This window comes from Jatrophihabitans lederbergiae, from assembly GCF_031845305.1.
In the GTDB taxonomy this organism is placed as follows: domain Bacteria; phylum Actinomycetota; class Actinomycetes; order Mycobacteriales; family Jatrophihabitantaceae; genus Jatrophihabitans_A; species Jatrophihabitans_A lederbergiae.
This window is the reverse complement of the sequence record NZ_JAVREH010000011.1, coordinates 93,744-118,565: the sequence shown is the minus strand read 5'-3', so window position 1 is coordinate 118,565 and position 24,822 is coordinate 93,744. Positions and strand designations below refer to the sequence as shown.

Here is a 24,822-nt window from a genome sequence, read left to right as displayed (position 1 = left end):
CCGGCCCGTGGACCCGGCGCACCGAGCGACCTCGGCCACACCGTCACACCCAAGAGGCACAATCACACCTCACAGAGGCTGACGCCCCGAAACTCAACACCAACAGCCGCTCCATGAAACATCCGGGCTAGCCCTTCCGATGGTTGCTCCATGCTGGAGATTCAATGTCAGTAGGCCGGACCACTCAATCCCATCCGATTCCTGGCCGACGCGTCACCGATCCGTTGTTACTGGTCGACGGCGATTTATCGGCCCTTGATGGACTCATCGGTGCATCGGTGATCTCCATTCTCGATCTACGTCGGGAGGAACTGCTTGCACTTTTCTCGGCGGCCGCCCGGTTACAAGCGGGCCTCGTGCGACCGGAGACGCCGTTGGGGGGAAAGATCCTGCTGACCGCCTTCTTTGAACCGAGCACAAGGACTAGGCTGTCTTTCGAGTCCGCGGCCCACCGGTTGGGCGGCGCAGTCATCAGCATTCCCGACGCGCGGCTTACGAGTGTCCACAAGGGCGAGTCGCTCGCGGACACAGGTTTCATGCTGGGCACATACGCGGACGTCGTCGTCCTGCGGCACACCGCGGAGAGCTCGGTCGACGACATTCGGGCCGCCGGGATGGAAACCCCCCTCGTCAACGGGGGCAATGGCTGCGACGAGCACCCGACCCAGGCCCTGGCCGACTGGTACACCTTGCTGAAGTGGCGCACCGAGCTGGGTGACGAGAATCCGCCGGAGGATCGCCGGATCTCGCTCTGCATGCTTGGGACCCCGCGCCGAATGCGCTCGATGCGCAGCTTCCTGCTCGCTGCGACGACGCATTTCCCACACGCCGTACGCGAACTCTTGGTCGTCTCGGACGACCCCGAACCGCTCGACGACGATCTGACCAAGCGGCTGACGCACGCAGGAATCGGCCACCGGTGCGCCACCGGGCCGCAGGCCGACCTCGCCGAGTTCGCCGAGTTCGACGTGATCTACCAGAACTCACTGACGCTGGTCGACCAGGGATACCAGATGCTCGGTTCCAAGATCCGGCTGGACGCGAACACTCCCTTGGGGCCCGACGCCGTGGTGATGCACCCGTTGGCGCGGCAGGCGGAGCTGAGCACCGATCTCGACCACACCCCGCACAACTTGTATTTCGAGCAGGTCGGCGGCGCTGTTTTCGTCCGGCAGGCGCTCCTGCTCGCCATCACCGACAGGCTCACCCGCGCTCTGGGGGCGAACGACAGACAGTTTCTCTCCTGACACGGCGTCCCGTCAATGTGGCCGACTCTCCGGTGGCCGCTGGACGACGCCCCGAGCCAGCTCGCCGTTCCCGCACGTCGCGGGTGCGACGGCATAGCAGGGGGCGTCAGCCGACCCCGCCACTCACTACTGCGCCGACACAAGGAAAGGATCAGCCATGTTTGCGCCGCGATACGATAACTTTGAGCAAGCGTATTTGATGCAGTTGCGAAACGTCCGAGACAATTCGGAGTTCAGCAATGCCCCGAGGGGGTTCCGTAGCCGCGAGGTGCTCGGCGTCACCTATCGCCTGAACAACCCCCGGGAGCGAATAATCCGGACGCCAAGCCGACGCGCGAACATCATATTCAATTTCGCGGAATCGCTCTGGTACCTTTCCGGCAGCAACAGCCTTGACATGGTACGTTTCTACGCGCCGTCCATGGAAAAATTCTCGGCGGACGGACGCACTCTGCGTGGCACCGCATACGGTCCCCGCATCTTCAATTTCGGCGGCGCCGGCGTCAATCAGTGGGAGAGCGTCGTCAAGACGCTTCGTGCCGACCCGGACTCCAAGCGCGCTTTTGTCCAGATATTCGCGCCCGAGGAACTGCTCGACCCCGAGAACATCGACGTGGCGTGCACGATCGGCCTGCAATACATGATCCGGTACGGCAAGCTCCACGCGGTCTCCTTCATGCGCGCCAACGACGCGTATCGGGGCGCCGTGAGCGACGTCTTCTCGTTCACGTTCCTGCAGGAGGTCCTTGCCCACCAGCTCGGTCTCGAGCTCGGCTCGTACACCCACGTGGCGGGCTCGTACCACCTGTACGAGTCCGACGACGCCCTCGCGGACCGGGTGCTGGCCGACGCGGCACCAGTGGACTTCGAGCCGTTCCCCGTCATGCCCGCCGGTGACAACTGGGACGCGCTGCACCAGGTCTTCGAGCTGGAGCGGGCCCTGCGCACCGGACAGCTGAGCCTGGGCCCGCGTGACATCGAGAAGCTGGAACTGCCGCATTACTGGGCGCAGGTGGTTGCGCTGCTCAGCCTGCACGCCCGGCACCGGCACGACCAGACCGTTGACCCCGACGTCATGGGCTTTCTAGACCCCGTCTACGTGCGGCTCGTGAAGAACTGCTGGCAGGACCTCTACGCGACCACGGCCGGCTGAACCATGACGACACCGAAGGTGGGCCTGACGATCGGTTCCTCCGACTCGTCCGGTGCCGCCGGCATTCAAGGCGACATCAAGGCGATGGCCTCGATCGGCTGCTACGCCCAGACCGTTCTGGTGGGCGTGACCGCCCAGAACACCACCGGCGTGGTGGCGCGGCACACCGTGCCGGTCGAGTTCGTCCTCACCCAACTCGACACGGTGCTCGACGACATCGAGGTCGATGCGGTCAAGGTCGGTATGACCTGGAGCCGCGAGCACATCGAGGCGATCGGCGACCGGCTGGCCAACCTCGGGGTGCCGGTGGTCGTCGACCCGGTCATGGTCACGGCGGCCGGCGCCAGCCTCGCCGGCGCCGACATCGGCGCGGCCGTCCTGAAGCACCTGTTCCCGGTCGCCACGGTCGTCACGCCGAACGTCGACGAGGCCCGGCTGCTCACCGGAATCGCCGACGGCACGCCCCAGCAGCTGGCGGAGCGTCTGGTCCAGCTCGGTGCACCGGCCGCGGTGGTCACCTGCGGCGGCCCGGATGGCGGCGAGTGGTTCGCCGACCACGGCACGTCGGTAGCCGTCTCGCGGCCGGGGCACCGTTCCGGTGCGGAGCACGGCGCCGGCTGCGCGCACTCGGCGCTGATCGTGGGCCTGCTGGCGCACGGCTTGCCGTTGCTAGCCGCCGTGCAGGAGGCCACGACCCGGGCCGCCGCGGGCGTGCGCGACGGCCTGGTCTCCCTGGGCCGCGGGGTCCATCCCGTCGACTTTCTGAAGCTCGGAGAGCCGTTCCTGTTCGACGCGTCAACGACAACGGAGAAACCATGAGCAAGAAGATCGAAGCTGTCTTCATCGCCGCTCCCTTCTGGTCTTACGTCAACAAAGAGACCGGCGAGTTCGACGGCCCGGCGTTCACCTCCCTCAGCCGCATTCTGGAGCACTTCGACAACCAGGGCTGCGTGGTCTACAACGCGCACCGGCGGGAGAAGTGGGGCCAGGCATTCATGGAGCCGTCGGAGTTCACGCCACTGGACTACGAGCAGATCTGTGCCTCCGACGTGATCGTCGCGCTGCCGGGGTCGCCCGCCTCCCCCGGCACGCACATCGAGATCGGCTGGGCATCGGCCAACAAGGTGCCGATGGTCCTCATCCTGGAGGCCGGCAAGGAGTACGCCGGGCTCCTCATGGGGCTGGACAAGCTCGCCCCCGTACGAACCCTCATGGTCGACGGCGACCTTGACCTCGAACTTCTGGACCGCGCGATCGAAGAGCTTCTTCTGGCGGCGTCCGACCGCCAGAGCAGCACGGTCGGCTAGCCGCAGGGTTTCAGGGCCGGTCGAGCGGATTCAGCAACCGCAACAGAATCGATTGGACAGCGTGAAAATGGATTGGAATAGCAGCGTCATCATCCCGACGGCGGACCGACCGGACTCGCTGCCGTACACGCTGGCTGGCCAACTACGTCCCGTCGGCGGCCCTCACCATGCGGCGCGCCTGCCCCGACGGCCCGGTTCCACACCAGCATTCAGCCCGCCGAGTCGGAGGTGGACACCGCCCCGCTCAAGGCGGTGTCGGGTTGGACAAGGGCCGGCACGTGCGCAAAGGAGCAATATCCATGATCACAGCTAGCGACACACTGACTCGGCTCTACCGCGGGCTCGCAGCCGTTGAGCCAACGCCCGAGGACGTGGGGCTCGGCGATGCCTTTCTCGACACGGTCATCGCACGGCCGATCGTCGCGGGCGACGCGCTCGATGCGCTGGAGGGGAACTTACGTGGTGTGGCGCCACGGTTCGCCGACCTCGGCCCGGACGAGATCCGGGTGGTCGCCGCGGCGGCCGCCCGGCACCTGGCCGTCCTGGCCGATCAGGACGGCGTCTGGCTGGCGCCGTTCGCCCGAGCGCCGTACTGCCACATCGCCACCGGCGCGCGCCTGGGCGAACTGAGCCACGAGTACCGGCGATCGCCGGGGCAGGAGGGCCGCTTCAAGCGCATGGCCGACGGACTGCTGCACGTGCTGGGCCAGCCGAGCGGCGACGTCGGCAGCAAGGCGTATGTGCAGGCCCTGCGCCTCGGCGAGGCGGCGTACGTCCTGCCAGACATGCTGCTCACACTCTCGGTCTCGCCGAACAGGTACGTCCCCGAACTGCTGGCGGCCGTCGAGCCGACTCTGACCGGGGCTCTGCTCGAGATGCCGGAGTGGGTCGCCGAGTGCGTCCGGTCAGCCGCTGCCGGCAGCCCCGGCGTCGAGTGGCCCACGCTGTCGTGGAAGGGGACCGAGGATGTCACCGGTCACGTCGACGCGGCGCTGCGGCAGTTCACCGAACTCGGTCTCGCCCCGCACGGAGCCGAGCGTTTCGCAGCGTTCGGGCAGTTGCTGCGCGACGCGATCCGTCTGCACCGGGCTGAGCTGGAACGGTCCTGTCTGAACGCGCTGCGGACACCCGTACTCGGCATGATCAACCTGGTCGAGAGGAAGACGCCCTCGGCGCGCCGGGCGCACGGCACCGCAGTGCTGGACGGCAAGCTGCTGGACGACCTGTTTGCCGCGTCCCCGGAGAAGAGCCGCGACGTCGTGGAGGCGCTCGGCAAGTCGCGTTGGATCGAGCCGGGTGCCCCCGACCGCAGCTTGTTCGTTACGTCCCTTACCCAGATTCCCGGGCCGATGGGCAAGATCTTCAGCGCAGAGGACACCAGCATCATCCGGCGCTGGATCACTTGGCTGGCCGAACCCATGCAGGTTGCACCCATCGGCGCGGCACCCGTCACCGTCCCGGACCTCGACGCTCAGCCGGACGAGCCGGCGCCGTCCACGTTCACCGGTCCGCAGACGCGCGAGCTGTTCTACGACCTCGTCGCAGGCCGGGAGCGGGCCCGGAGCCTTCGTCGGGCAGCCGCCTTCGTCGAGTGCTGGCTGGACGCGGCTCAGGTGATCGAGAAGCCGGTGTTCAGCTGGGAGCTGCCGGAGCGCTACGTCGCCGACGAGTTCCCGGAGTGGATGCACAAGACCTACCAGGACATGGCCTCGGCGCCGGTTTCCCCGGTGGCCGACGACGGCAAGTCGCACCGGGACCGCTCCTTTCACGGCGCAGCCGACAACCTGGTCGACGGCGCGTGGCTGCAGGGCCTGACTCGCCGCGTCGTGCTGTCGGAGGCCGAGCAGTTGCTCTACGACATCTACTGGGACGAGATCGGCAACGGCAAACCCGGCCACAGCCACGGGGTGATGTACGAGGACCTGGTCACCGGGCTGGGCTACCAGCTGCCGAAGTTCTGGACGCGGGCGTTCATCGACGAGGTTCCGTTCCTTGACGAGGGTTTCGTTGCTCCGGTGTTCCGCCTGGCCATCGCGGACTTCCCGGTGAGCCGGTTTCCCGAAATCGTAGGTGTGAACATGGTGTGCGAGTTCCACGGCCTCGGCACTGCAGGCATCTCCAAGGCCGACGGTCTGACCGACCTCGGGTTCGACACCAGCTTCACCCGGCTGCACATCGCCGACGACAACGTCGAGATGGGGCACTCCGCGCGGTCCCGTGACGCCGTCGTGTTCCTGATGGCCCAGGCGGCTCGTCTCGGGGTGACCGACGAGGTGTGGGAGCGGGTTCGGCGCGGCGCCACCGCGATGCGCATGGCGTACGTCGTGCTGATGCAGGGCAGGCTCGGGATCGCGCCGACGCAGGTGCCGGCGCACCTGCTCAATGCGAGCGGGCGGTGACGGCGATACCGACCGACGTCGAGACCACGATCCGGGGCCTCCTGGAGCGGGCGTGCCCCGGCGTACACATTGAAGCGGTGTATCCCCTGCATGCGGGTTACACCAGCAGGCAGTGGGTGGCCGACACCGACGAGGGCCGGCTGCTGGTCAAGGTGCCTCAGCGCAACCGGGATCCCCAGCACTTGCGGCGGCTCATGGCCAGCGTGCAGGTGGCCGGCGAGCATGGCATTCCGGTGGTGCGGTACAGGCGGCTCGTGCCGCATGACGACGCGCTGGGCGGCCCCGTGCTCATTCAGGAGTTTCAGGACGGTGACGCGGCGGGCGACCTGTGGGAGTCCCTCGACGAGGGGCAGCGGAAGGTTCTGTGCCGCGACCTGGGGGACATCGTCGGGCGACTGCACCTGATCACGGGGCCCGCGTTCGGCGACGTGCTGGGCGGCGGCAGGGCCGCGATGCTGGAAGAGGCGGTCGACGCCGAGCTGACCGGGCTACTCGAGGCGGCCGACTCCGACATGCTCGGCGATCCCGCGGCCCTGCGAAAGGTGGTCAGGACGGCGGTGTCGCGGCTGGACGGCACGGCGAACCAGCCGACGCTGAATCACGGCGACCTGTGGCTGCCGAACTTCCTGGTGACCGGCGGACGAATCACCTGTGCACTGGACTTCGAACATGCCACCTACACGGAACGGTTTCGCGACTTCGGCAAGTTGAACGAGCACGTCTTCGACAAGTTCCCGGAAGGGCGCGGCGCTTTCCTCGAGTCGTACGCCGCCGCCTGCGCGCTGCCGGCCGACTGGGAGCAACGCGTCGACCTCGCCAACGTGCTGCACGCCCTGACCATGCACGTGTACTTCCTGCAATGGAACCCGGAGTGGGCGCCGCAGTACGCCCAGCAGGCCCGGGATTGGCTGGCACAGCGTGCGTGACGGCCGATGAAGATTGCTTCCGCGCGTGTGGTCGCGCTACGGATGCCCTTGAAGGACCCGTGGAAGACGTCCTTCGGCGCGCAGCCCGACATCACCACGGTGCTGGTGCGCCTGACCGGTTCCGGCGCAGCCGGCTGGGGTGAGGCCGCACCGGGCACCTGGCCACTGTTCTGCGGCGAATGGGCGAGCTCGACGTTCACGTTGGTGCGTGAGCTCATGCTCCCCCGCCTGGTCGGCGCAGACATCGACGACGTCGGCCGGTTGACCGAGATGTTTGCCGACATCCGTGGCAACACGTTCGCGAAGGCGGCGGTGGAGACGGCGTGGTGGTCGCTGCGCGGAGCTGTCGAGCAGTACCCGCTGAGCCACTACGTCGGCGGCAGCCGGTCGGCGGTGACCGCGGGCGCAGACTTCGACCTGCATGCCGATACCGACGAGCTGCTGGCCAAGGTCGGCGACGCGGTCGGCTCCGGATGCCCGCGCGTGAAACTGAAGGTGGGCCGCCAGACGAGGATCGAGCAGTTGAGGCAGGTGCGCAGCGCCTTTCCGGACGTTCCGCTGCACGTCGACTGCAACGGCGTCTTCTCCCGCGACGATGCGGATTTTCTGACGCTGCTGGATTCCCTGGAACTTGCCATGATCGAGCAGCCTCTGGCCCCGGACGACTTCCTGGGCCACGCCGAGATTCAGCGACGACTGCATACGCCGGTGTGCCTCGACGAGTCGATCCGCTCCTCGAACGATCTCGAACTCGCGCTGCGGCTCGGGAGCTGCCGCTTCGTGAATGTGAAGCCTGGCCGGGTCGGCGGCTTCTGGAACGCTGCGGCGATCGGGCAATTGGCGCAGCGGGCGGGCATCGGCGCAGTCGTCGGCAACATGCTCGAAAGCCCCATCGGGGCACACGTATGCCTCGCTCTCACCTCGTGCGAATGGGCGACCTACCCGGCCGACCTCTTCCCTTCCGAACGATTTTTCCCCCTGCAGCTCACCGACAACGACATCCCACGGTCCGCCTCCGATGGCTGGACGTTCGACGTGCCAGAGACCCCCGGCAATCCCGCTGTTCCACTCGACGACGTGCTGTCGCAGTGGCTCGTGGCAGATAGCAGAGAGATGACGACGTGACCTTCACTGACCAATGTCGGGCCGCTACGGCGGACGGATGGAAAGCGTACGAAGAGCACCCCTGGCTCACCGACCTCGAACAAGGCCGCTTGACCGTCGAACGGTTCCTGGCTTTCCAGAACGACGACGCACCGTTCATCCCGTACATTCACCGCACCCTCGCCATGGGGCTGGCGAAGGCGCCGAGCGGATCCGCATGGTCCCGGACGGCCGCGAACCTGCTGTCCAACTACTTCGTTTCGGCGGAGACAGACTTCAAGCGCTCACTGCTCGAAAGCCTCGGACGAGCCTCGGTTCGCTTCGACGCGGGAGCCCTGACACCAGCCCGCGAGGCGTATGCCAATCACCTGCTGCTGAACGCGTTCGACGGCAGCATCGGAAGCATTGCCGCGGCGCTCTATCCCTGCGCCATGTTCACCCGAGTGGTCGGTGAGCGGTTCAGGGACGTCGACATTCAAGGACCGCCCGCCTTCGCCGCATGGGCCACCTACTACGCCAACAAGCAGGGCAGTCAGATGGCCGAGGCCCACGCCGACGTGATGAACGAGATGGCAACGACGGACGAGGAGCACGCGAAGATGATGTTCGCTTACGCGCGAAGTCTGCAACACCAGATTCGCGTGTTCGACGCGGCATATCGAAGCTATCCCGGATGGCCGGCGACGGGCTGGGCCGCAGTGGACGACGACGCCGAAGAGAGGACGATGCCTTGACTTCCCCAGAAGCCACCCGTGTCGACGCACTGCCCCTGCGGGGCGGCACGGCAAACCGACCGATGATCGGCGCGGCGCCCCTGCTCATCACCGGGGTCGCAACGAACTGGGCGTGCTGCGGCACCTGGGACCGCGCATCGCTCACCCGGCGGCTGGGGGAGCTCGACGTCGCCCCGTTCATAACCGGGAACGGACCGCGCAACACGGTGTTGAAGCAAGTCAATGCGACCAAGTCCATGACGTTCGGCCAGGCCCTCGCGCACCTGTTCGGCGTGCAACGAATCGTCGATGGGTCTCTCTACCTGCGCATCGGGGCTGAGTCGCCTGGCTTCGACGAGCTGGCGCAGGACTTCGTGGTGCCGGATGTCGGCGTCGAGTACGAGGCCGCCGCCACCGGTGTCTGGTTCAGTCAGACCGGCAACGTCACCCCTGCCCACCACGACTGGTGGCACAGCTTCCTGATCCAGGTGCGCGGCTCGAAACGTTATACGCTCATCCATCCGCTCGACGCCGTCAGCGTCCAGCAGAATTGGCAGGCGAGCGAGCGTTTCGACCTTTCCCCCGCGCCCGAGCTCAGTACGGCGGCCACTCCTGACTGGGACGGCGAGGTCCGTTACGAGGGAATCCTTTCGGCGGGGGAAATCCTCTACATACCGCCGTTCTGGCTGCACGAAGTCGAGACGCTGACTGAGGGCAACATTTCTATCCCGATGCGCTTCGCCACCACCCAGTCGGTGGCATCGAACCTGCACCAGCTCAGTCAGGACGGCCTGCTGCGCAGCGTTACCAACACACCCACCCGGAACGTCGCGACGATCATCAACGTGCTGCGTCGTAATCGCCGGGTATTCCTTGCCCGGGAGGAAGAGTTCGTTCGTGCCCTCGTTGCCACGCGAGAAATCGATGTCGATGCCGCGCGTCTGCTGGCCGACGTGCGGCACGGCGACGGTGTCGACCGATGACCACATCGGTCGTGCGGGGCGGCACGGTCCTGTCCGTATCGGGGGCACACGTTCTGGACCTGGTGATGCGCGACGGCCTCGTCACATCGTGGTGTGCGCTGGGGACGGTGACCGCTGCCGACGAGGTCATCGACGCCACGGGAATGCACGTGGCGCCCGGTTTCGTCGACGTACACACGCACCTGGAGACCGTCGTCGCGGGCATCTCGACCGCGGACGACTTCGTGACGGGCACCAGGGCGGCCGCCTTCGGCGGCACTACGACGGTGGTTGACTTCGTTCGCCAAGGCCCCGGGGAGGATCTGCTGGAGAGGCTCCAAGACGCCGGTGCGCGCGCCCGCGGACGCTGCGCGGTCGACTACGGGTTCCATCAGATCGTCGGCGACGTTCGGGAGTCCTCACTCGCGCAGTTCGAGAAGCTCATGGCGGCCGGGGTTCCGAGCATCAAGCTGTTCATGGCCTTCCCGGGCGATCTCTACAGCGACGACACCCAACTGCTCAACGCGATGGAGCACGCCGCCGGTCTCGGCCTCACGGTTATGGTGCACGCAGAGAACGGCCTGGCGATGGAGTTCCTCAGGCGCCGTGCCCGGGACCGTGGACACGTCTCGCTGCCTTGGCACGCCAGGACCGCGCCACCGGCCGTGGAGGGCGAGGCCACTCGCCGGGCCATTTTCCTGGCGGAGCTCGCCGGAATGCCGACTCTCTATTTCGTCCACGTGTCGTCCGCTGAGGCGCTGGACGCCATCGCGGACGCCCGCAGACGCGGACTTCCCGTCTTCGCCGAGACCTGCCCGCACTATCTCTACCTCGACGTCGCCGAGCTCGACCGTCCCTGGGAGGAAGGCACCGACTTCGTCTGTGCGCCACCGCTGCGCACCCGGGAACATCGCGACCGGCTGTGGTGGGCCCTGTCGGCGGGCGATCTGTCTGTCGTGTCGTCCGACCACTGCCCGTTCTGCCGGTCCACGCTGTTCTCCCCGGATCAGCGAGACTTCTCGAAGCTGCCCGGCGGAATCGCCGGGATCGAATATCGCGTACCGCTGATCTATGACGCCGCGCTTCGCGGAAGGCTGTCGCTATCGCGCTTCGTGGATGTCACAGCGACGTCCCCGGCGCGCCTGTTCGGCCTTTCCCCCGAGAAGGGATCGCTGGAGCCCGGATCGCACGCCGACTTCACCATCCTCGATCCGAACGGGGTGACGCCCACCGGCGCCAAGGATCACCACATGAACGTCGACCACTCGGCGTTCGAGAGCGTGACCTTGCGCGGTTCCGTCCACGCGGTCTACCTCCGGGGCCAGCGGCTGGTTGACAGGGGCCGGTGGGTCGGGCCGGACGATCTCGGCCAATTTCTCCACCGGCGGCCGGGCACGGACCTTACGTCCGGCGTTCTCCGACCGGCCACGACGGCGTGATCACGTCGTGACCGTCGTGGTGGCCCTGACTACCCGGCTCAGTGAGCTTGCGCTGGGAGCCTTGCGCGAGGTGCTTCGCGAGCGAGGCCTTTCCGTCTCGGACGACGCAGAGCTCGTCGACCCGGCTTCGGCTTCGGTCGAATCCGGCTTCGCAGTGATCCCGCCGGTTCTCGACCGCCTGGTGCGAGAAATGCAGAAGTACGACGTCGTCGTAGCGACGTTGGCGAACCCGCGCGAGTGGTCCCGTGTCCTCGATACTTTCCTCGGGCCCGACTTCCGTCTGTGGGCCTGCTCCGACGAGCCGCCGGAGCAGAACCTCGCGTTGGCCGCGACCGACTTCGTCGTCGACCTGACGCTTGGCGTCCGGTCCGGGCTCGACCCCGCGGTCGCAACGCTCGTCGGCGGGCCGGAGCTACGGCCCAACCGGTACGAGCTGGCGCTGTTTCTCGCGGAGGCACAGGCGAGTCGGTCCGCCGGCCTGCGCGGTGGCGTCGGTTGCGCCCTTCTCGACGGCGTCGGGGACGTCGTGGCGTTGGGAGCCAACGAGGTTCCTCGTGCGGGCGGTGGGCAGTACTGGGCGGACTCCCCCGACGACGCCCGTGACGTGCACAACGGCATGGACCCGGCCTGGACGTCGAAGATGGCACTGGTCCAATCCGTCCTGCAGTACACCCAGGGAGAACGGGGTGCGGAGTTCGGCGACTTGACGTCGTTGGCCGCGCGTTTCCTTGATCACCTGGACGGCGACCTGCCGAGTCACCACCGCGCCGCGCAGACGTTGGAGAGCCTGGGCAGGGTGGTCCACGCCGAGTTGGCGGCCCTGGCGTCGGCGACCCGACACGGCGCCGCCGTCGTGGGCTGTGAGGCCGTGGTCACCCGGCCTCCGTGCCGCCAGTGCCTGCGGCAGCTCATCATCAGCGGTGTGTCGACGGTCCGCTTTCTCGGCCACGCCGACGCAGCGCACTATCCGTTCCACGCGGACGCCATCACGCTCGACGGCACGACACCGGCCAAGGTCCATGTCGCGCCGTTCTGCGGGGTGACGCCGCGTGGCTACGACAAGGTCTTCGGGACCGGGCGCTCCGGCTCCGTCACCCTGGGATCCGCGCTTGCCGCGGTGATGGCGGGGGACGCACCCGTATCACTGGCCACCCTGTTGGGCACGCTCGTCGATCGGCCGTGATCGGCGGACACCCCGTCTGGCACCTCGGACTTGGAGAGTATGAACCGTGACACGACAGGAATGGCGGCCGCGGCTCGTGGCGATCGACGTCGACGGCACGCTCCCGGCGTGGGCCGAGGTCGAAGAGCAGGCGCCGGAGCCACCCGGCAGTAGGTTAGGCCGAGCATTGCAGGGCGCCCTGGACGCCGGCGCCCACGTCGTGCTCTGCTCCGGTCGTTCGCCGCACGGCATCACGCGCGTCGTGGATCGCCTTCGGCTCGTCGGCCAGAACGGCGAACGGATGTGGATGGTGGCCAGTAACGGGTCGGTGGTGTGCCGCTATTCACCGTTGGAAGTCGTGTATCGGGAGAGTTTCGATGCGGGTCCGGCGGTGCGGGCATTCGTTGATCGGTGTCCGTCCGCTCTGGTGGCGGTCGAGCATGAGCTGGGTTATCGCCTAACCGGTCGCTTTCCGGCCGGTGAGCTGCCCGGTGAGATGATCGTGACCAAGCTCGCCGAGATCATCGCGCAGCCAGCGAATCGAGTAATCATCCGGGACCCGGCCGCGACTCCGGAGGAGTTCGCGCGCCTGGCCGCCGAGCTCGACCTGCCGAACGCGGACCACTCCGTCGGCTGGACGGCATGGCTGGATCTCACGGCCGTCGACGTTACCAAGACGTCCGGCCTACGGTACGTCTGCGGCGAGCTCGGACTGACCGCGGTCGACGTGCTCGCCATCGGCGACGGGCGCAACGACATCGAGATGCTGCGCTGGGCCGGCCGAGGCGTGGCGGTCGGACAGGCGCCCCAGGAGGTCCGTGACGCTGCTGACGCGGTAACCGCGGCCGCAGAGGACGACGGCGTGGCCCTCGAACTCGAGCGATGGTTCGGACTGGCCGACGCGGACGCACCGGTCGACCGGGTTGCGGGTGCGGAAGCCGGTGGACCGGCCACCTGCTGACCTGCCGAGGCGGTCCGGGCACGGTGCACCCGGTCAAGCCGACGCGGCGCCCAACACGGTCCGGCGCGGTGTCCCAGTCGAGCCCCGCGACCGTGGCGAGAACGTCCGCACCGTAGCGTGCCCACTTGTCCCACAGGTCGGTGTCGGCCAGCGGGCCGCCAGGCGCGGCGCAGCGATCAATCCTGGCGCACACCGACCGACGCTGCGCACGGTAACCCTACGTCCGCATTGCACCGATTCGGCATCGAGCTCGACCAAAGTTAATAACGTTTCCGTATACCGAGTGTTGCGGAACCGGTAAGGTCTCGCAGGTCGCTCCGATCTTGAGAGTAAGGGAGTCGACAGGACTGCGTGATCGACTTTCTGTTGTGCGGCTATGCCTAATGTCTGAGTCACAGCGTTGTGATTCGCGGCCACGACTGCTGTCGTTGCCACCCGCTCGCCGCCGCCGCCGCTCCCGGACGGCGGTTTCGCACCATCTACAGCACCGACTACAGCACCGACTGCAGCACCTATCCACAGCACCGACTACAGCAGCGAGAGGCAGACCGATCGATGACCCGCCATACGAAGCCGACGGCACAGCTCGGACGGACAGCAAGACTGGCCTTACTCACCAGCGCAGCCTCCCTCACGGCAGCCGCCGTCGGCCTCGCGGCAGCATCGTCGGCACAGGCCGCCACCTCGCACGATCCCTTCGGCCGCCTCGACTCCCTGACGGCCTCGGTCTCAACGACGACCATGACCGCCGCCGGGTGGGCCGCTGACCCGGATGCTCTCCGCCGGGCGCTCATCATCGAGATCCGCGTCGACGGCAGGGCCGTGTCCCGGACCACAGCCAACATCCGCCGCCCCGACGTCGCGGCAGCGCATCACACCGGCCCGGTCACCGGCTACAAGGTGACCGTGCGCACCGGCTACGGCACGCACACCGTCTGCGCGCTGGCCTCCAACGTCGGCGCCGGTGCATCGGTTACCCTGGGCTGCGCGTCGCGGACCATCGTCGACCCGAACAATCCGATCGGTTCCATCTCGCCGGTCCAGGTCGCCGGCACGAAGGCGACCATCACCGGCTGGGCGTTCGACCCCAACAGCAGCAAGACCGCGCTCGCCGCGCATACCACCGTCGATGGCACCAGCACGGTGTCGGTGCCCGCCAACCGTGCCTACGCGGCAGTGAACACGAAGTACCACATCTCCGGCGGACACCAGTTCGTCAGCGTGCGGACGCTGACCGCCGGACGGCACACGGTGTGCGCGTACGCCATGAACATCGGCGCCGGGTCGGCCAACCCCCAGCTCGGCTGCGCGACGGTCACCATCGGCTCGACCCTCACCACCAACCAGAAGATCGCCGAGGACGCGGCCCGCTACGTCGGTTATCGCTACGCCGACGGCGGCGCCTCACCCGCGACCGGCTTCGACTGCTCCGGCCTGACCAGTTACGTCTACCACGAGGCGGCCGACATCACGCTGCCGCACAACGCCGCCGGCCAGGCGCAGCTGGTGCGCTCGCTGACGCAGGCCCGCGCGCTGGCCGGTGACCTGGTGTTCTTCCACACCAGTTCGGGCAGCGTCTACCACGTCGCCGTGTACGCCGGTGCGAACAAGATCTACTCAGCGGCCACCCCGGCTGACGGCGTTCGCTACCAGGCCATCTGGTCCACGGCGGTGACGTTCGGGACGGTCACGCACTCCTGATCCGTCTCGGTCCTCAGTTGCTCACATGTCGCGGTATCGCCTGGCCGCCGCCAGGTTCCCGGTGAGTTCATCGGAGTTCTGCCGCACGACGTAGGCGGGCGTGTCGCGCTGGAAGCGCCATCCCTCGGACAGCGGCCCGGCGTCCACCACGTCGAAGCCGAACCGCTCGACCAGTGCCGCAACGGTGGCCTTCGCGTCCTCGTCGTCCCCGGCTATGGGTAGCGTCCTGCGGTTCGCGGTGCCCGCGGGAGTCCCCTCCTCGGTCAGGTCCGCGGCCATGATGTTGTTGAAGGCCTTGACAACCTTCGACGTGGGCAGGTGCCGCTGGCTGAGCTCCGCGGTGGTGGTGCTCTCGTCGTCCAGCTCCGGGATACGCCCGTCGCGCTCCGGGTAGTAATTGTTGGTGTCGATCACGACCTTGCCGGCCAGCGGTGCCACCGGAACGTCGCGGTAGTTCTTCAACGGGATGGTCACCACCACGAGGTCACCCGCCTCGCCTGCGCCTTCGGCGGTCGCCGCGCGAACCGTCGGCCGGTTCCCGGACTGGCCGGATACCGCGGTGCCGAGTTCCGCCACCAAGCCGGTCAGCGTCTCGGGGCCACGCGAGTTGCTGAGAACGACGTCGTATCCGTTCGCCAGCGCCAATCGAGCGAGCTGCCCGCCGATATTACCGGCGCCGATAATTCCAATAGTTGTCATGTTTCTGACAACCCCTTGACTGTGACTGCCATTCCACTAGTACCCCTCGCACCCGACCGGGGCCGTATCTTGCGATTCACCGTGATCCGTGGCGGTCTTATGCATAGATTCAGTCAGTGACGCACCTTTTGTCCCGACCGGCAGTCACGGCAGAACTTCCCGAGATATGTCATTGCGAATACAAGTATTTATATCCGGCCAAACGTGGAATTACCGGGGTATATGTATCACAATAAGCAGGCTCCGCTAGTAACTGTCCAGTTAGATGAGGCACCCATGAATGACCATGCCGCCTACTCGAGCGCGCGCACGTCCAAGCTCAACGTGTTGGGCCTGGGCGAGGTGGATGCTGCCGTCTACCAAATCCTGCTCCAGACGCCGCACCGCGCCCCGGACGACCTCGCGGACCACCTCAACACCTCGTCCGAGGCGATCTGCCGGGCGCTGGGCAATCTCGAACGACTCTCGCTGGTGCGGCCCTCACCGAAACATCCGGGTGCTCACCGATCGGTCAGCCCGGAGGTTGGCCTGGCCGCACTGCTCGACAAGCACGAGGCAGATCTCGTCAAGCGCTACCGCGAGGTGGACGAGACCCGGCGCGCGATCAACAGCCTGGCGGCCGACTACGCGCAGTGGCGAGCGGCTCGCAGCAAAGGCGAGACCGAGATCATCGACACCATCGATGACGGTCACGACCAGCTGGAGAATCTCACCGCCGGGGCCCAGAGCGAGATCCTGTCATTCCGCCCCGGTGTCTTCTCTACCGGAGCGATGGACGTCTGCCGTGCCGTCGACACAGACCGCATCAAACCCCAAGTGAAGCGGCGGACGCTCTATCTGGACAGCATCAACAACAGCGCCGACGGCACCGGTTATGTCCGGCAGCTGATCGCCGGTGGCGCCGACGTCCGGGTCACGCCGGTGCTGCCGAGCTTCATGGTGGTGTTCGACGCACGGGTCGCGGTGCTGCCCGTCGACGTGGCCGAGCCCCGGCGGGTGATGGTGATTCGCAGCGAGGGTGTGCTCTCGGTACTGATCGACCACTTCGAACAGGTCTGGTCCGGCGCGCTGCCCTTCGGTTCGGCTGAGGCGGAACCGGACGCCACGCCCGCCAGCGAGCTGAGCGCCACCGAGCTGGCGGTGTTGAAGATGCTCGCCTCGGGCTTCACCGACGAGGCGGTAGCGCGCCGGCTCGACGTCTCGCTGCGAACCGTGCGCCGGATGATGTCCCGGCTGATGAAGATGCTGGGCACCCGCAGCCGGTTCGAGACCGGGGCGCGCGCGGCCGAACGCGGCTGGATCTGAGCGATCGGTGTTTTCGCCGGAGCGCGGCATTGACGGTGTTCAGTCCCTCGGCCGGTAGTGCTGACGCCAACCGGAATCGTCGGCGATGAGTCGATTGAGCGTCTGCTGCACCTGGTTGGCATGCGGGATGTCGACCAGCGTCTCTTGACCGTTCTCGCCGGCGGACTCGATGTGCAACGTGCCCGACCGCACGATCCGGTCCGCGAGGGTCTGCTCGTAGCCCACGTCGGTGATCCGCCCCAGCATGATGTCGCGGCCGACGTGCCGCAGCACGCCACGGCGGATCAGCACCCGCCGGGTGGTGATCACGTAGTGGGTCGACTGCCGCCTGATGACCGGGGCGAGTGTCAGCCACAGCAGCAGCACGAGGGCACCCACCAGCACCAGGGGCAACACGACCTGGCTCGCGTCGCCGGCCCTGGGTGCCAGCGCGATGCCGACCCCCGCGGCCGCACAGATGACGATGAACGCCGCCACCGCCGGAGCGACCGTGAGCCAGTGCGGGTGCAGGTGCTCGACGATCTCTTCATCGTCGGCGAGCAGCTTGTCTGGATAGGGCACCCTGCGCTCCACTCCTCGGCGGTCGGGAACCGGTCGGCCCCACGTTAGCGAGCGGCATCCCGCAGGTGGGTGACATCGCCCGCGGCGAGCGCGATCGCCCCCGGCCGGCCCTCGGGACGGACCAGCAGCCGGCCGGCCGGATCGATGTCGACCGCCAGACCCCGCAGCGTGCTGGCGGGCAACTGCACCGACACCTCGCTGCCCAGGGTCGCGCAGGCCTGCCGGTACGCCGCAGCCAGCCCACTGCGGCCGGCGTCGCCCGACTCCGCCAGCCAGGCGGCGTACCGGGCGTCGAATTCAGCCAGGAAGGCGCGCAGGATCACCGCCCGGTCCCGTTCGTCTATCCCCTGCAGTGCAAGGGAAGTGGCGGTCGGAACGGGCAGCTCGGCAGCCGTCGTCGTCACATTGAGACCGACACCGATGACAACCGCCGATCCGCTGCTCTGCACCAGGATGCCCGCAGCCTTGCCGCCCTCCGGTCCGAGCAGCAGGTCATTCGGCCACTTCAACCGCGCCTGCGGGCCGATCGCCTGTGCCAGCGCCAGACCGGTGAGCAGCGGCAGCCAACCCCAGCCGCGGACGTCGGTGTCCGGCCGCACCAGCAGTGAGAAGGTCAGGCCAGCGCCGGGTGGGGAGATCCAGCTGCGCTCCAGCCGTCCCCGGCCGCCCGTCTGCAACTCCGCCACCCGGACGACGCCGGTCTCCGACGTCTCGGCACGCGCCAGCAGGTCTGCATTGGTGGACCCGGTTTCGGCAACCACCTCGACCCGCCAGCCGGAGGTGGTGTCGGCCAACTCAGCCGGGTTCAGCGGCTCCCGACCCGGCTCGATGCTCTCGACGTCGGTCATGGCACCATTGTGACGCCCGCGAACTGGATCACCTTCCGATCTGAGAACGTGCCACCGGGTTAGGCTCCGGGCCATGAGCGCTGAGTCCGCCACACCAGCCGGTACCGGTGCGACGCCGGCCGGCAGCGATTCCCACAGCACCGCGGCCAAGCTCGCCGAACTGGAGCGCCGCTACGACGAGGCGGTGCACGTCGGCTCGGCACGGGCGGTCGAGAAGCAGCACGCCAAGGGCAAGCACACCGCCCGGGAGCGGGTCGCGATGCTGCTCGACGACGGCTCGTTCGTGGAGTTCGACGAGCTGGCCAGGCACCGTTCCACGATGTTCGGCCTCGAGGCGAACCGGCCGTACGGCGATGGCGTGGTGATCGGATACGGCACCGTCGACGGTCGCCAGGTGTGCGTGTTCAGCCAGGACGGAACCGTCTTCGGTGGTGCCCTCGGCGAGGTGTACGGCGAGAAGATCGTCAAGATCCAGGAGTTCGCGCTCAAGACCGGCTGCCCACTGATCGGCATCAACGAGGGCGGCGGCGCCCGCATCCAGGAGGGTGTGGTGTCGCTGGGGCTGTACGGCGACATCTTCTACCGCAATGTGCTGGCCTCGGGCGTGATCCCGCAGATCTCGTTGATCATGGGCGCGGCCGCGGGCGGTCACGTCTACTCCCCCGCGCTCACCGACTTCGTCATCATGGTCGACAAGACCTCGCAGATGTTCATCACCGGGCCGGACGTCATCAAGACGGTCACCGGCGAGGACGTCAGCATGGAGGACCTCGGCGGTGGCCGGGTGCACAACACCACGTCGGGCAACGCGCACTACCTGGGCGCCGACGAGCAGGACGCGATCGACTACGTCAAGGCACTGCTGTCCTACCTGCCGAGCAACAATCTGGACCTGCCACCGGTGTTCGACGCGCCGGCCGATCTCGACGTCACGTCCGAGGACCTCTTTCTCGACACCTTCGTTCCCGACTCGGTCAACCAGCCCTACGACATGCACGGCGTCATCGAGCGATTGGTCGACGACGGCGAATTCCTCGAGGTACATGCCCTGTTCGCGCCCAACATCATCTGCGGCTTCGGTCGGGTCGAGGGCCAGCCGATCGGCGTGGTGGGCAACCAGCCGATGCAGTTCGCCGGCTGCCTGGACATCGACGCCTCCGAGAAGGCGGCCCGCTTCGTCCGGACCTGCGACGCCTTCAACATTCCGGTGCTGACCCTCGTCGACGTCCCGGGCTTCCTGCCCGGCACGGACCAGGAGTGGCAGGGCATCATCCGGCGCGGCGCCAAGCTGCTCTACGCCTACGGCGAGGCCACCGTTCCCAAGATCACCGTGATCACCCGCAAGGCCTTCGGCGGTGCCTATGACGTGATGGGGTCCAAGCACCTCGGAGCCGACGTCAACCTCGCGTGGCCTACCGCGCAGATCGCCGTGATGGGCGCCCAGGGCGCGGCCAACATCCTGCACCGCAAGCGGCTGACCGATCTGGCCGGTGATCGGGCGGCTCAGGAGGCGCTGCGCGCCGAGCTGGTGCGCGAGTACGAGGACACCCTCGTCAACCCCTACGTCGCCGCCGAGCGCGGTTACGTCGACACCGTCATCCCGCCGTCGCAGACGCGGGCCATGATCGTGCGTTCGCTGCGCATCCTGAAGAACAAACGACAATCTCTGCCGCCGAAGAAGCATGGGAACATGCCGCTGTGAACGACACGGACATCGTGGCGTCCGCGAATCCGCCCGTCGAGCAACGCCCGGCGCTGCGCGTGGTCTCGGGCAACCCGACCCCTGAGGAGATCGCGGCGCTGGCCGTCGTGCTGGCCGCGGTCGCCGACGCGGGCCACACCGCGCCATCGGTTGCTCCGGCGGGCGGCTGGGCCGATCCGTCGCTGCGGCTGCGCCGACCGGTGCCACCCGGGCCGGGTGCCTGGCGCGCATCGGCCTGGCACTGACCGGGCATCAGCCTGCTGGGTGACACCCGGCGGCGACGTCCGGCGGTAAAGCGCACAGCCGGAAAAACGCTACGCGTGGCGGTCGCTACGGCAGGTCGAAGGCAGCCGGCAGGCCGGCGTACACCTGGCCGCAGCTGCAGTCGCCCTGTTCCGGGGGCAGCTTCGACAGGGTGGCCACCAGCAGTTCGCGCAACCTCGGCAGGTTGTCGGCGAAGGTGGCCAGCACCTCGGCGTGGGTGACGCCGTGTCCCGCCTCGACGCCGGCGTCATGGTCGGTGACCAGGCACAGCGAGGTGAAGCACAGCGCCAGCTCGCGGGCCAGTGCCGCCTCGGGCATGCCGGTCATGCCGATGATGGTGCCACCGCTGCGCTGGTGGTCCACCGACTCGGCCCGGGTCGAGAAGCGTGGGCCGTTGATGACCAGCAGTGTGCCGCTCTCGGTGAGCGGAACGCCGCCGGACGCCGCGGCGGCCCGCGCGGCGGAGCGTCCGGTCGGGCAGTACGGATCGGCGAACGGCAGGTGCGAGACGCCGTCGTCGGAATCGCTGTAGGTGGACGGGCGTCCCCAGGTCCGGTCCAGGATCTGGTCGGGCACCACGAGCGATCCGGGTCCGAGCTCAGGCCGGAGTGACCCGACCGCCGAGGCGGCGACGATCTGGCGCACGCCGATCGAGCGCAGCGCCCAGAGGTTGGCCCGGTAGGGCACCCGGTGCGGCGGGAAGCGGTGGCCGGCACCGTGCCGGGGCAGGAAGGCCACTCGCCGGCCGGCCAGCACGCCGACGGCCAGCTCGTCGCTCGGGTTCCCATAGGGTGTCTCGACCTTGATCGACTCGGCGTCGGTGAGCAGTGAATAGAAGCCGGAACCGCCGATGACCCCGAGGTCTGCGTGTGTCGTCGTCACGGCGCATACCGTATCGGCTTTGCCTCGGCCCCTGGAACGAGAGATAGTAGGACGTCATAGCATCGGCTCCTGTCCCTGGGGCCACCCGCCAGGCCACCGTTCAGGAGCCCCGCCATGCAGCGCAAGCACTTCGACTCCGACCACCTCGCCTTCGGCGATGCCGTCCGGACCTTCATCGCCAAAGAGATGCTGCCGGACTACACCTCCTGGGAGCGGGCCGGCCTGGCGCCACGCGAGCTGTTCAGTGCGGCCGGCGCGAACGGCTTTCTCGGCATGCAGATCCCCGAGGAGTACGGCGGCGGGGGCGTGACCGACTTCCGCTTCAACCAGGTGCTCGGCGAGGAGCTGATGCTGGCCGGCGTGGGCGGTGCGGGCCTGGGCGTCACCCTGCACAACGACATCTGCATGCCGTACTTCCTGCACTACTGCACGGACGAGCAGAAGCAGCGCTGGCTGCCCGGCATCGCCTCGGGTGAGCTGATCACCGCGATCGCGATGACCGAGCCGGGTGCCGGCTCCGATCTCGCGGGCATCCGGACCTCGGCCGTCGCCGACGGCACCGACCTGATCGTCAACGGCTCGAAGACGTTCATCACCAACGGCATCAACGCCGACCTGGTCATCACCGCGGTGCGGACCTCACCCGAGAAGCACAAGGGCCTGACGCTGGTGATCATCGAGCGGGGCATGCCCGGCTTCGAGCGCGGGCGCAACCTGGACAAGCTCGGCCTGCACTCGCAGGACACCGCCGAGCTGTCCTTCACCGACGTCCGGATTCCGAAGGAGAACATCCTCGGCGAGGTGGGCCACGGGTTCCTCGGCCTGGTGTCCAACCTGCCGCAGGAGCGGATGTCGATCGCGATCGCGGGCGTGGCCGGCGCCCGGGCGGCGCTGGAATGGACGACCAGTTACGTCCGGGAGCGCAAGGCGTTCGGCAGCTCGATCGGCACGCTGCAGAACACCCGCTTCGTGCTCGCCGAGGTCGCGACCGAGGTGGACGTGACGCAGGCCTACGTCGACCGGTGCATCGACGCACTCGGAACCGGTGATCTCACCGTCGAGGACGCCGCGAAGGCGAAGTGGTGGGCCACCGAGCTGCAGGGCCGGGTGGTCGACAAGTGCCTGCAGCTGCATGGCGGTTACGGCTACATGCAGGAATACCCGATCGCACGCGCGTACGCCGACGCGCGGGTTACCCGGATCTACGGCGGCACGACCGAGATCATGAAAGAGATCATCGGGCGCTCGCTCAAGCTGGGCTAGCCGCTCTGCCTTCGTCGAGTTCGGAACGCTAACCTCGACGCCGTGCGCTTCGTGCTGGCCTCGGCCTCCCCCGCCCGGCTACAGACCCTGCAGTCGGCGGGCATCGAACCTGAGGTTCTGGTCTCGGGCGTGGACGAGGACGCCATCACCGCCCCGTCGCCGGCCGAACTCGTGCAGGCGCTGGCACGTGCCAAGGCCACCGCCGTCGCCGATGCGCAGACCGGCGGGGTGCTGGTGCTGGGCTGCGACTCGATGCTCGAATTCGACGGACAGGTGCTGGGCAAGCCCGCCTCGGCAGCTGAGGCAGTCGCCCGCTGGAAGCGGATGCGCGGCCGGTCCGGGGTACTGCACACCGGTCACACCCTTCTCGACGTCGGGTCGTCACGAACGAACTCAGCGGTAGACCCAGCCGCCGCCGAGGCTGTCGCGAGCACCACGGTGTACTTCGCCCAGCCCTCCGACGACGAGATCGAGGCCTACGTGGCCACCGGTGAACCGCTCGCGGTTGCCGGGGCATTCACCATCGACGGCCTCGGTGGCTGGTTCGTCGACCGCGTCGAGGGCGATCATCACAACGTGGTGGGACTGTCGTTGCCCTTGTTGCGCAAGCTCATTCTCGATCTCGGGTACACCCTGGCGGACCTGCCGCGACTCTGATCAGCGTCACCCTGCCGGCCGAGCCCGCTGCCGGCTGCTAGCCGACGGGTCAGACCGGTGGGACGCCGTGCCGCTTGTCGGCCAGGGGCCTGGCCTTGCCGGCCAGTGCGGCGAAGCGCCTGCTGATCTCGGCCCGGAGCTCGGACGGGTTCAGGATGACGTCGATCACCAGGTCCGATGCCAGCCGGAGCAGGTCGACGTCCTCCTCGTACTCCGCACGCTTGGCCTTGACGAACTGGGACCGCTCCTCCTCGTCCGCGATCTCGGCGATCTTGTTGGCGTACACGGCATTGACGGCCGCCTCGGGTCCCATCACGGCGACCCGGGCGGTGGGCAGCGCGATGCAGGCGTCGGGCATGAAGCCGGGACCGTCCATCGCGTAGAGCCCGGCGCCGTAGGCCTTGCGCACCAGCACCGACAGCTGCGGGACGTTGGCCTCGGACACGGCGGTGATCATCTTCGCGCCGTGCCGGATGATGCCCTGGCGCTCGACCTCGGAGCCGATCATGAACCCCGGCACGTCGGCAAGATAGAGCAGCTCGATGTTGAACGCATCGCACAGCCAGATGAAGCGGGCGGCCTTGTCCGCGGAGTCGGTGAACAGCACCCCGCCGCGCACCGCCGAGTTGTTCGCCACCACGCCGACCGGCCGGCCGTCGATCCGGCCCAGCCCGGTGATCAGCTCGGCGGCGAACTCAGGTTTCACCTCGAAGAACGAGTCGGCGTCGATCAGGCCGTCGATGATCAGGTGCATGTCGAAGGGCATCGACTCGGCGATCGGGACCACATCGTCGGTCAGCTCCCACGGCGGCGGCTCGGACTCGTAGGTAGGGGTGGCCATCCGCCAGTTGAGCGGGAAGTAGGAGAAGAACAGCTTCGCCTGCTCGATGGCGTCGGCGTCGTCGGTGGCGAGATTGTCACCACAGCCCGAGACGGTGGCGTGCATCCTGGCGCCACCCATCTCTTCCAGTGTGACCTTCTCGCCGACGACCATCTCGGCCATCCGGGGCGAGCCGAGGTACATCGACGCGTTCGCCTCGACCATGATGACGATGTCGCAGAAGGCCGGGATGTAGGCGCCGCCCGCCGCCGAGGGCCCGAACAGGCAGCAGATCTGGGGCACCTTGCCCGACAGCGCGACCTGGTTGTGAAAGATGCGCCCTGCGCCGCGACGACCGGGAAACAACGCCACCTGGTCGGTGATCCGGGCGCCGGCCGAATCGATCAGCCAGAAGATCGGGAGCTCCTCGGCCAATGCCCGCTCGGTGATCCGGATGATCTTCTCGACCGTCCGGGCGCCCCACGAACCGGCTTTCACGGTCGGGTCATTCGCGACCACGAGGCAGGGCCGACCGTCGACCAGGCCCTGTCCGGTGACGACGCCGTCGGCAGGCAGTCCCATCGCGGTCGCGTTGGCCAACTGGGAGTCCTCGACGAAGGAGCCGTCGTCGAACAGCAGCGCGATCCGGTCGCGGACGTAGAGCTTGTTGGCTCCGGCGAGCTTGGCGGCAGCCTTCGCCGCGGGCGCCATCGTCAGCTCCCGCGCTGCTTTCACCTTGTCGGCGTC

General features: G+C 67.7%; 23 protein-coding genes. 18 read left to right on the top strand and 5 right to left on the bottom strand.

From position 1 onward, the window contains the following. The first annotated feature begins 278 nt into the window (after positions 1 to 278). The 13 genes from RM423_RS11095 to RM423_RS11035 all read left to right on the top strand — a co-directional run bounded on the left by RM423_RS11095 (position 279) and on the right by RM423_RS11035 (position 15,074). Positions 279 to 1,247, top strand: a complete 969-nt coding sequence (locus tag RM423_RS11095) for an aspartate carbamoyltransferase (protein ID WP_311423095.1) — start codon at positions 279 to 281, stop codon at positions 1,245 to 1,247. Positions 1,248 to 1,404: 157 nt separating this feature from the next. Then, positions 1,405 to 2,400 carry a thymidylate synthase gene (locus tag RM423_RS11090; RefSeq protein WP_311423094.1) on the top strand — a complete coding sequence of 332 codons (996 nt, stop codon included), beginning with the start codon at positions 1,405 to 1,407 and terminating at the stop codon, positions 2,398 to 2,400. 3 nt (positions 2,401 to 2,403) lie between these two features. After that, complete coding sequence (gene thiD, locus RM423_RS11085) at positions 2,404 to 3,219, top strand: bifunctional hydroxymethylpyrimidine kinase/phosphomethylpyrimidine kinase (RefSeq protein WP_311423093.1); 816 nt, start codon at positions 2,404 to 2,406, stop codon at positions 3,217 to 3,219. Continuing rightward, on the top strand, positions 3,216 to 3,707 hold the full coding sequence (locus RM423_RS11080; protein WP_311423092.1) for a nucleoside 2-deoxyribosyltransferase: 492 nt from the start codon (positions 3,216 to 3,218) through the stop codon (positions 3,705 to 3,707). The genes thiD and RM423_RS11080 overlap by 4 nt, the downstream gene beginning before the upstream one ends. A gap of 299 nt (positions 3,708 to 4,006) precedes the next feature. Further along, positions 4,007 to 6,106: an iron-containing redox enzyme family protein gene (locus RM423_RS11075; RefSeq protein ID WP_311423091.1), complete on the top strand. Its 2,100-nt coding sequence runs from the start codon at positions 4,007 to 4,009 to the stop codon at positions 6,104 to 6,106. Next, the gene (locus tag RM423_RS11070) at positions 6,103 to 7,032 is read left to right on the top strand and encodes a phosphotransferase family protein (RefSeq protein WP_311423090.1); all 930 of its coding nucleotides are present in this window, start codon (positions 6,103 to 6,105) and stop codon (positions 7,030 to 7,032) included. Before RM423_RS11075 ends, RM423_RS11070 begins: the two co-directional genes overlap by 4 nt. A 6-nt stretch (positions 7,033 to 7,038) precedes the next feature. Next, complete coding sequence (gene menC / locus RM423_RS11065; protein ID WP_311423089.1) at positions 7,039 to 8,157, top strand: o-succinylbenzoate synthase; 1,119 nt, start codon at positions 7,039 to 7,041, stop codon at positions 8,155 to 8,157. Continuing rightward, positions 8,154 to 8,870 carry a TenA family protein gene (locus RM423_RS11060; RefSeq protein ID WP_311423088.1) on the top strand — a complete coding sequence of 239 codons (717 nt, stop codon included), beginning with the start codon at positions 8,154 to 8,156 and terminating at the stop codon, positions 8,868 to 8,870. The genes menC and RM423_RS11060 overlap by 4 nt, the downstream gene beginning before the upstream one ends. Further along, positions 8,810 to 9,832 carry a cupin-like domain-containing protein gene (locus RM423_RS11055; RefSeq protein WP_311423087.1) on the top strand — a complete coding sequence of 341 codons (1,023 nt, stop codon included), beginning with the start codon at positions 8,810 to 8,812 and terminating at the stop codon, positions 9,830 to 9,832. Before RM423_RS11060 ends, RM423_RS11055 begins: the two co-directional genes overlap by 61 nt. Further along, the gene (gene hydA, locus RM423_RS11050) at positions 9,829 to 11,250 is read left to right on the top strand and encodes a dihydropyrimidinase (protein ID WP_311423086.1); all 1,422 of its coding nucleotides are present in this window, start codon (positions 9,829 to 9,831) and stop codon (positions 11,248 to 11,250) included. The genes RM423_RS11055 and hydA overlap by 4 nt, the downstream gene beginning before the upstream one ends. Positions 11,251 to 11,257: 7 nt before the next feature. Continuing rightward, complete coding sequence (locus RM423_RS11045; protein WP_311423085.1) at positions 11,258 to 12,433, top strand: hypothetical protein; 1,176 nt, start codon at positions 11,258 to 11,260, stop codon at positions 12,431 to 12,433. 46 nt (positions 12,434 to 12,479) lie between these two features. Then, complete coding sequence (locus RM423_RS11040; protein ID WP_311423084.1) at positions 12,480 to 13,373, top strand: HAD family hydrolase; 894 nt, start codon at positions 12,480 to 12,482, stop codon at positions 13,371 to 13,373. A 555-nt stretch (positions 13,374 to 13,928) separates the two neighbouring features. Beyond that, positions 13,929 to 15,074: a C40 family peptidase gene (locus RM423_RS11035; RefSeq protein WP_311423083.1), complete on the top strand. Its 1,146-nt coding sequence runs from the start codon at positions 13,929 to 13,931 to the stop codon at positions 15,072 to 15,074. 21 nt (positions 15,075 to 15,095) lie between these two features. Here the strand turns inward: RM423_RS11035 and RM423_RS11030 are convergent, their stop codons facing one another. After that, entirely contained in the window at positions 15,096 to 15,773 is a 678-nt protein-coding gene (locus RM423_RS11030; RefSeq protein ID WP_311423082.1) for an NADPH-dependent F420 reductase, read from the bottom strand. 276 nt (positions 15,774 to 16,049) lie between these two features. Here RM423_RS11030 and RM423_RS11025 point away from each other — a divergent pair, with 276 nt between their 5' ends. After that, positions 16,050 to 17,078 carry a helix-turn-helix transcriptional regulator gene (locus RM423_RS11025; RefSeq protein WP_311423081.1) on the top strand — a complete coding sequence of 343 codons (1,029 nt, stop codon included), beginning with the start codon at positions 16,050 to 16,052 and terminating at the stop codon, positions 17,076 to 17,078. Positions 17,079 to 17,117: 39 nt separating this feature from the next. Here the strand turns inward: RM423_RS11025 and RM423_RS11020 are convergent, their stop codons facing one another. Together RM423_RS11020 and RM423_RS11015 are read right to left on the bottom strand one after the other, a co-directional pair. After that, entirely contained in the window at positions 17,118 to 17,639 is a 522-nt protein-coding gene (locus RM423_RS11020; RefSeq protein WP_311423080.1) for a PH domain-containing protein, read from the bottom strand. A gap of 44 nt (positions 17,640 to 17,683) precedes the next feature. Next, the gene (locus tag RM423_RS11015) at positions 17,684 to 18,487 is read right to left on the bottom strand and encodes a biotin--[acetyl-CoA-carboxylase] ligase (protein ID WP_311423079.1); all 804 of its coding nucleotides are present in this window, start codon (positions 18,485 to 18,487) and stop codon (positions 17,684 to 17,686) included. Positions 18,488 to 18,560: 73 nt separating this feature from the next. On the opposite strand from RM423_RS11015, the gene RM423_RS11010 reads away from it, so the two are divergent. Both RM423_RS11010 and RM423_RS11005 read left to right on the top strand, forming a co-directional pair. Next, positions 18,561 to 20,189, top strand: coding sequence for an acyl-CoA carboxylase subunit beta (locus RM423_RS11010; RefSeq protein ID WP_311423078.1), 1,629 nt, complete (start codon positions 18,561 to 18,563; stop codon positions 20,187 to 20,189). Next, on the top strand, positions 20,186 to 20,434 hold the full coding sequence (locus RM423_RS11005) for an acyl-CoA carboxylase subunit epsilon (RefSeq protein ID WP_311423077.1): 249 nt from the start codon (positions 20,186 to 20,188) through the stop codon (positions 20,432 to 20,434). The genes RM423_RS11010 and RM423_RS11005 overlap by 4 nt, the downstream gene beginning before the upstream one ends. Positions 20,435 to 20,519: 85 nt before the next feature. On the opposite strand, the gene RM423_RS11000 is transcribed toward RM423_RS11005, so the two are convergent. Beyond that, positions 20,520 to 21,335, bottom strand: coding sequence for an S-methyl-5'-thioadenosine phosphorylase (locus RM423_RS11000; RefSeq protein WP_311423076.1), 816 nt, complete (start codon positions 21,333 to 21,335; stop codon positions 20,520 to 20,522). Between the two features lie 114 nt (positions 21,336 to 21,449). Here RM423_RS11000 and RM423_RS10995 point away from each other — a divergent pair, with 114 nt between their 5' ends. Continuing rightward, positions 21,450 to 22,598: an acyl-CoA dehydrogenase family protein gene (locus tag RM423_RS10995; RefSeq protein WP_311423075.1), complete on the top strand. Its 1,149-nt coding sequence runs from the start codon at positions 21,450 to 21,452 to the stop codon at positions 22,596 to 22,598. A 42-nt stretch (positions 22,599 to 22,640) separates the two neighbouring features. Then, positions 22,641 to 23,255: a Maf family protein gene (locus RM423_RS10990; protein ID WP_311423074.1), complete on the top strand. Its 615-nt coding sequence runs from the start codon at positions 22,641 to 22,643 to the stop codon at positions 23,253 to 23,255. A gap of 49 nt (positions 23,256 to 23,304) precedes the next feature. Here the strand turns inward: RM423_RS10990 and RM423_RS10985 are convergent, their stop codons facing one another. Then, complete coding sequence (locus tag RM423_RS10985; protein ID WP_396327686.1) at positions 23,305 to 24,786, bottom strand: acyl-CoA carboxylase subunit beta; 1,482 nt, start codon at positions 24,784 to 24,786, stop codon at positions 23,305 to 23,307. Positions 24,787 to 24,822: the final 36 nt, after the last annotated feature.

What these genes read in the sequence shown, in the direction of transcription:
- menC (WP_311423089.1), top strand. Translation starts at nt 7,039, where the DNA reads ATGAAGATTGCTTCCGCGCGTGTGGTCGCGCTACGGATGCCCTTGAAG.
- RM423_RS11025 (WP_311423081.1), top strand. Translation starts at nt 16,050, where the DNA reads ATGAATGACCATGCCGCCTACTCGAGCGCGCGCACGTCCAAGCTCAAC.
- RM423_RS10995 (WP_311423075.1), top strand. Translation starts at nt 21,450, where the DNA reads ATGCAGCGCAAGCACTTCGACTCCGACCACCTCGCCTTCGGCGATGCC.
- RM423_RS11030 (WP_311423082.1), bottom strand. Translation starts at nt 15,773, where the DNA reads ATGACAACTATTGGAATTATCGGCGCCGGTAATATCGGCGGGCAGCTC.
- RM423_RS11090 (WP_311423094.1), top strand. Translation starts at nt 1,405, where the DNA reads ATGTTTGCGCCGCGATACGATAACTTTGAGCAAGCGTATTTGATGCAG.
- thiD (WP_311423093.1), top strand. Translation starts at nt 2,404, where the DNA reads ATGACGACACCGAAGGTGGGCCTGACGATCGGTTCCTCCGACTCGTCC.
- RM423_RS11010 (WP_311423078.1), top strand. Translation starts at nt 18,561, where the DNA reads ATGAGCGCTGAGTCCGCCACACCAGCCGGTACCGGTGCGACGCCGGCC.
- RM423_RS11035 (WP_311423083.1), top strand. Translation starts at nt 13,929, where the DNA reads ATGACCCGCCATACGAAGCCGACGGCACAGCTCGGACGGACAGCAAGA.
- hydA (WP_311423086.1), top strand. Translation starts at nt 9,829, where the DNA reads ATGACCACATCGGTCGTGCGGGGCGGCACGGTCCTGTCCGTATCGGGG.
- RM423_RS11075 (WP_311423091.1), top strand. Translation starts at nt 4,007, where the DNA reads ATGATCACAGCTAGCGACACACTGACTCGGCTCTACCGCGGGCTCGCA.
- RM423_RS11015 (WP_311423079.1), bottom strand. Translation starts at nt 18,487, where the DNA reads ATGACCGACGTCGAGAGCATCGAGCCGGGTCGGGAGCCGCTGAACCCG.
- RM423_RS11055 (WP_311423087.1), top strand. Translation starts at nt 8,810, where the DNA reads ATGGCCGGCGACGGGCTGGGCCGCAGTGGACGACGACGCCGAAGAGAG.
- RM423_RS10985 (WP_396327686.1), bottom strand. Translation starts at nt 24,786, where the DNA reads ATGGCGCCCGCGGCGAAGGCTGCCGCCAAGCTCGCCGGAGCCAACAAG.
- RM423_RS11080 (WP_311423092.1), top strand. Translation starts at nt 3,216, where the DNA reads ATGAGCAAGAAGATCGAAGCTGTCTTCATCGCCGCTCCCTTCTGGTCT.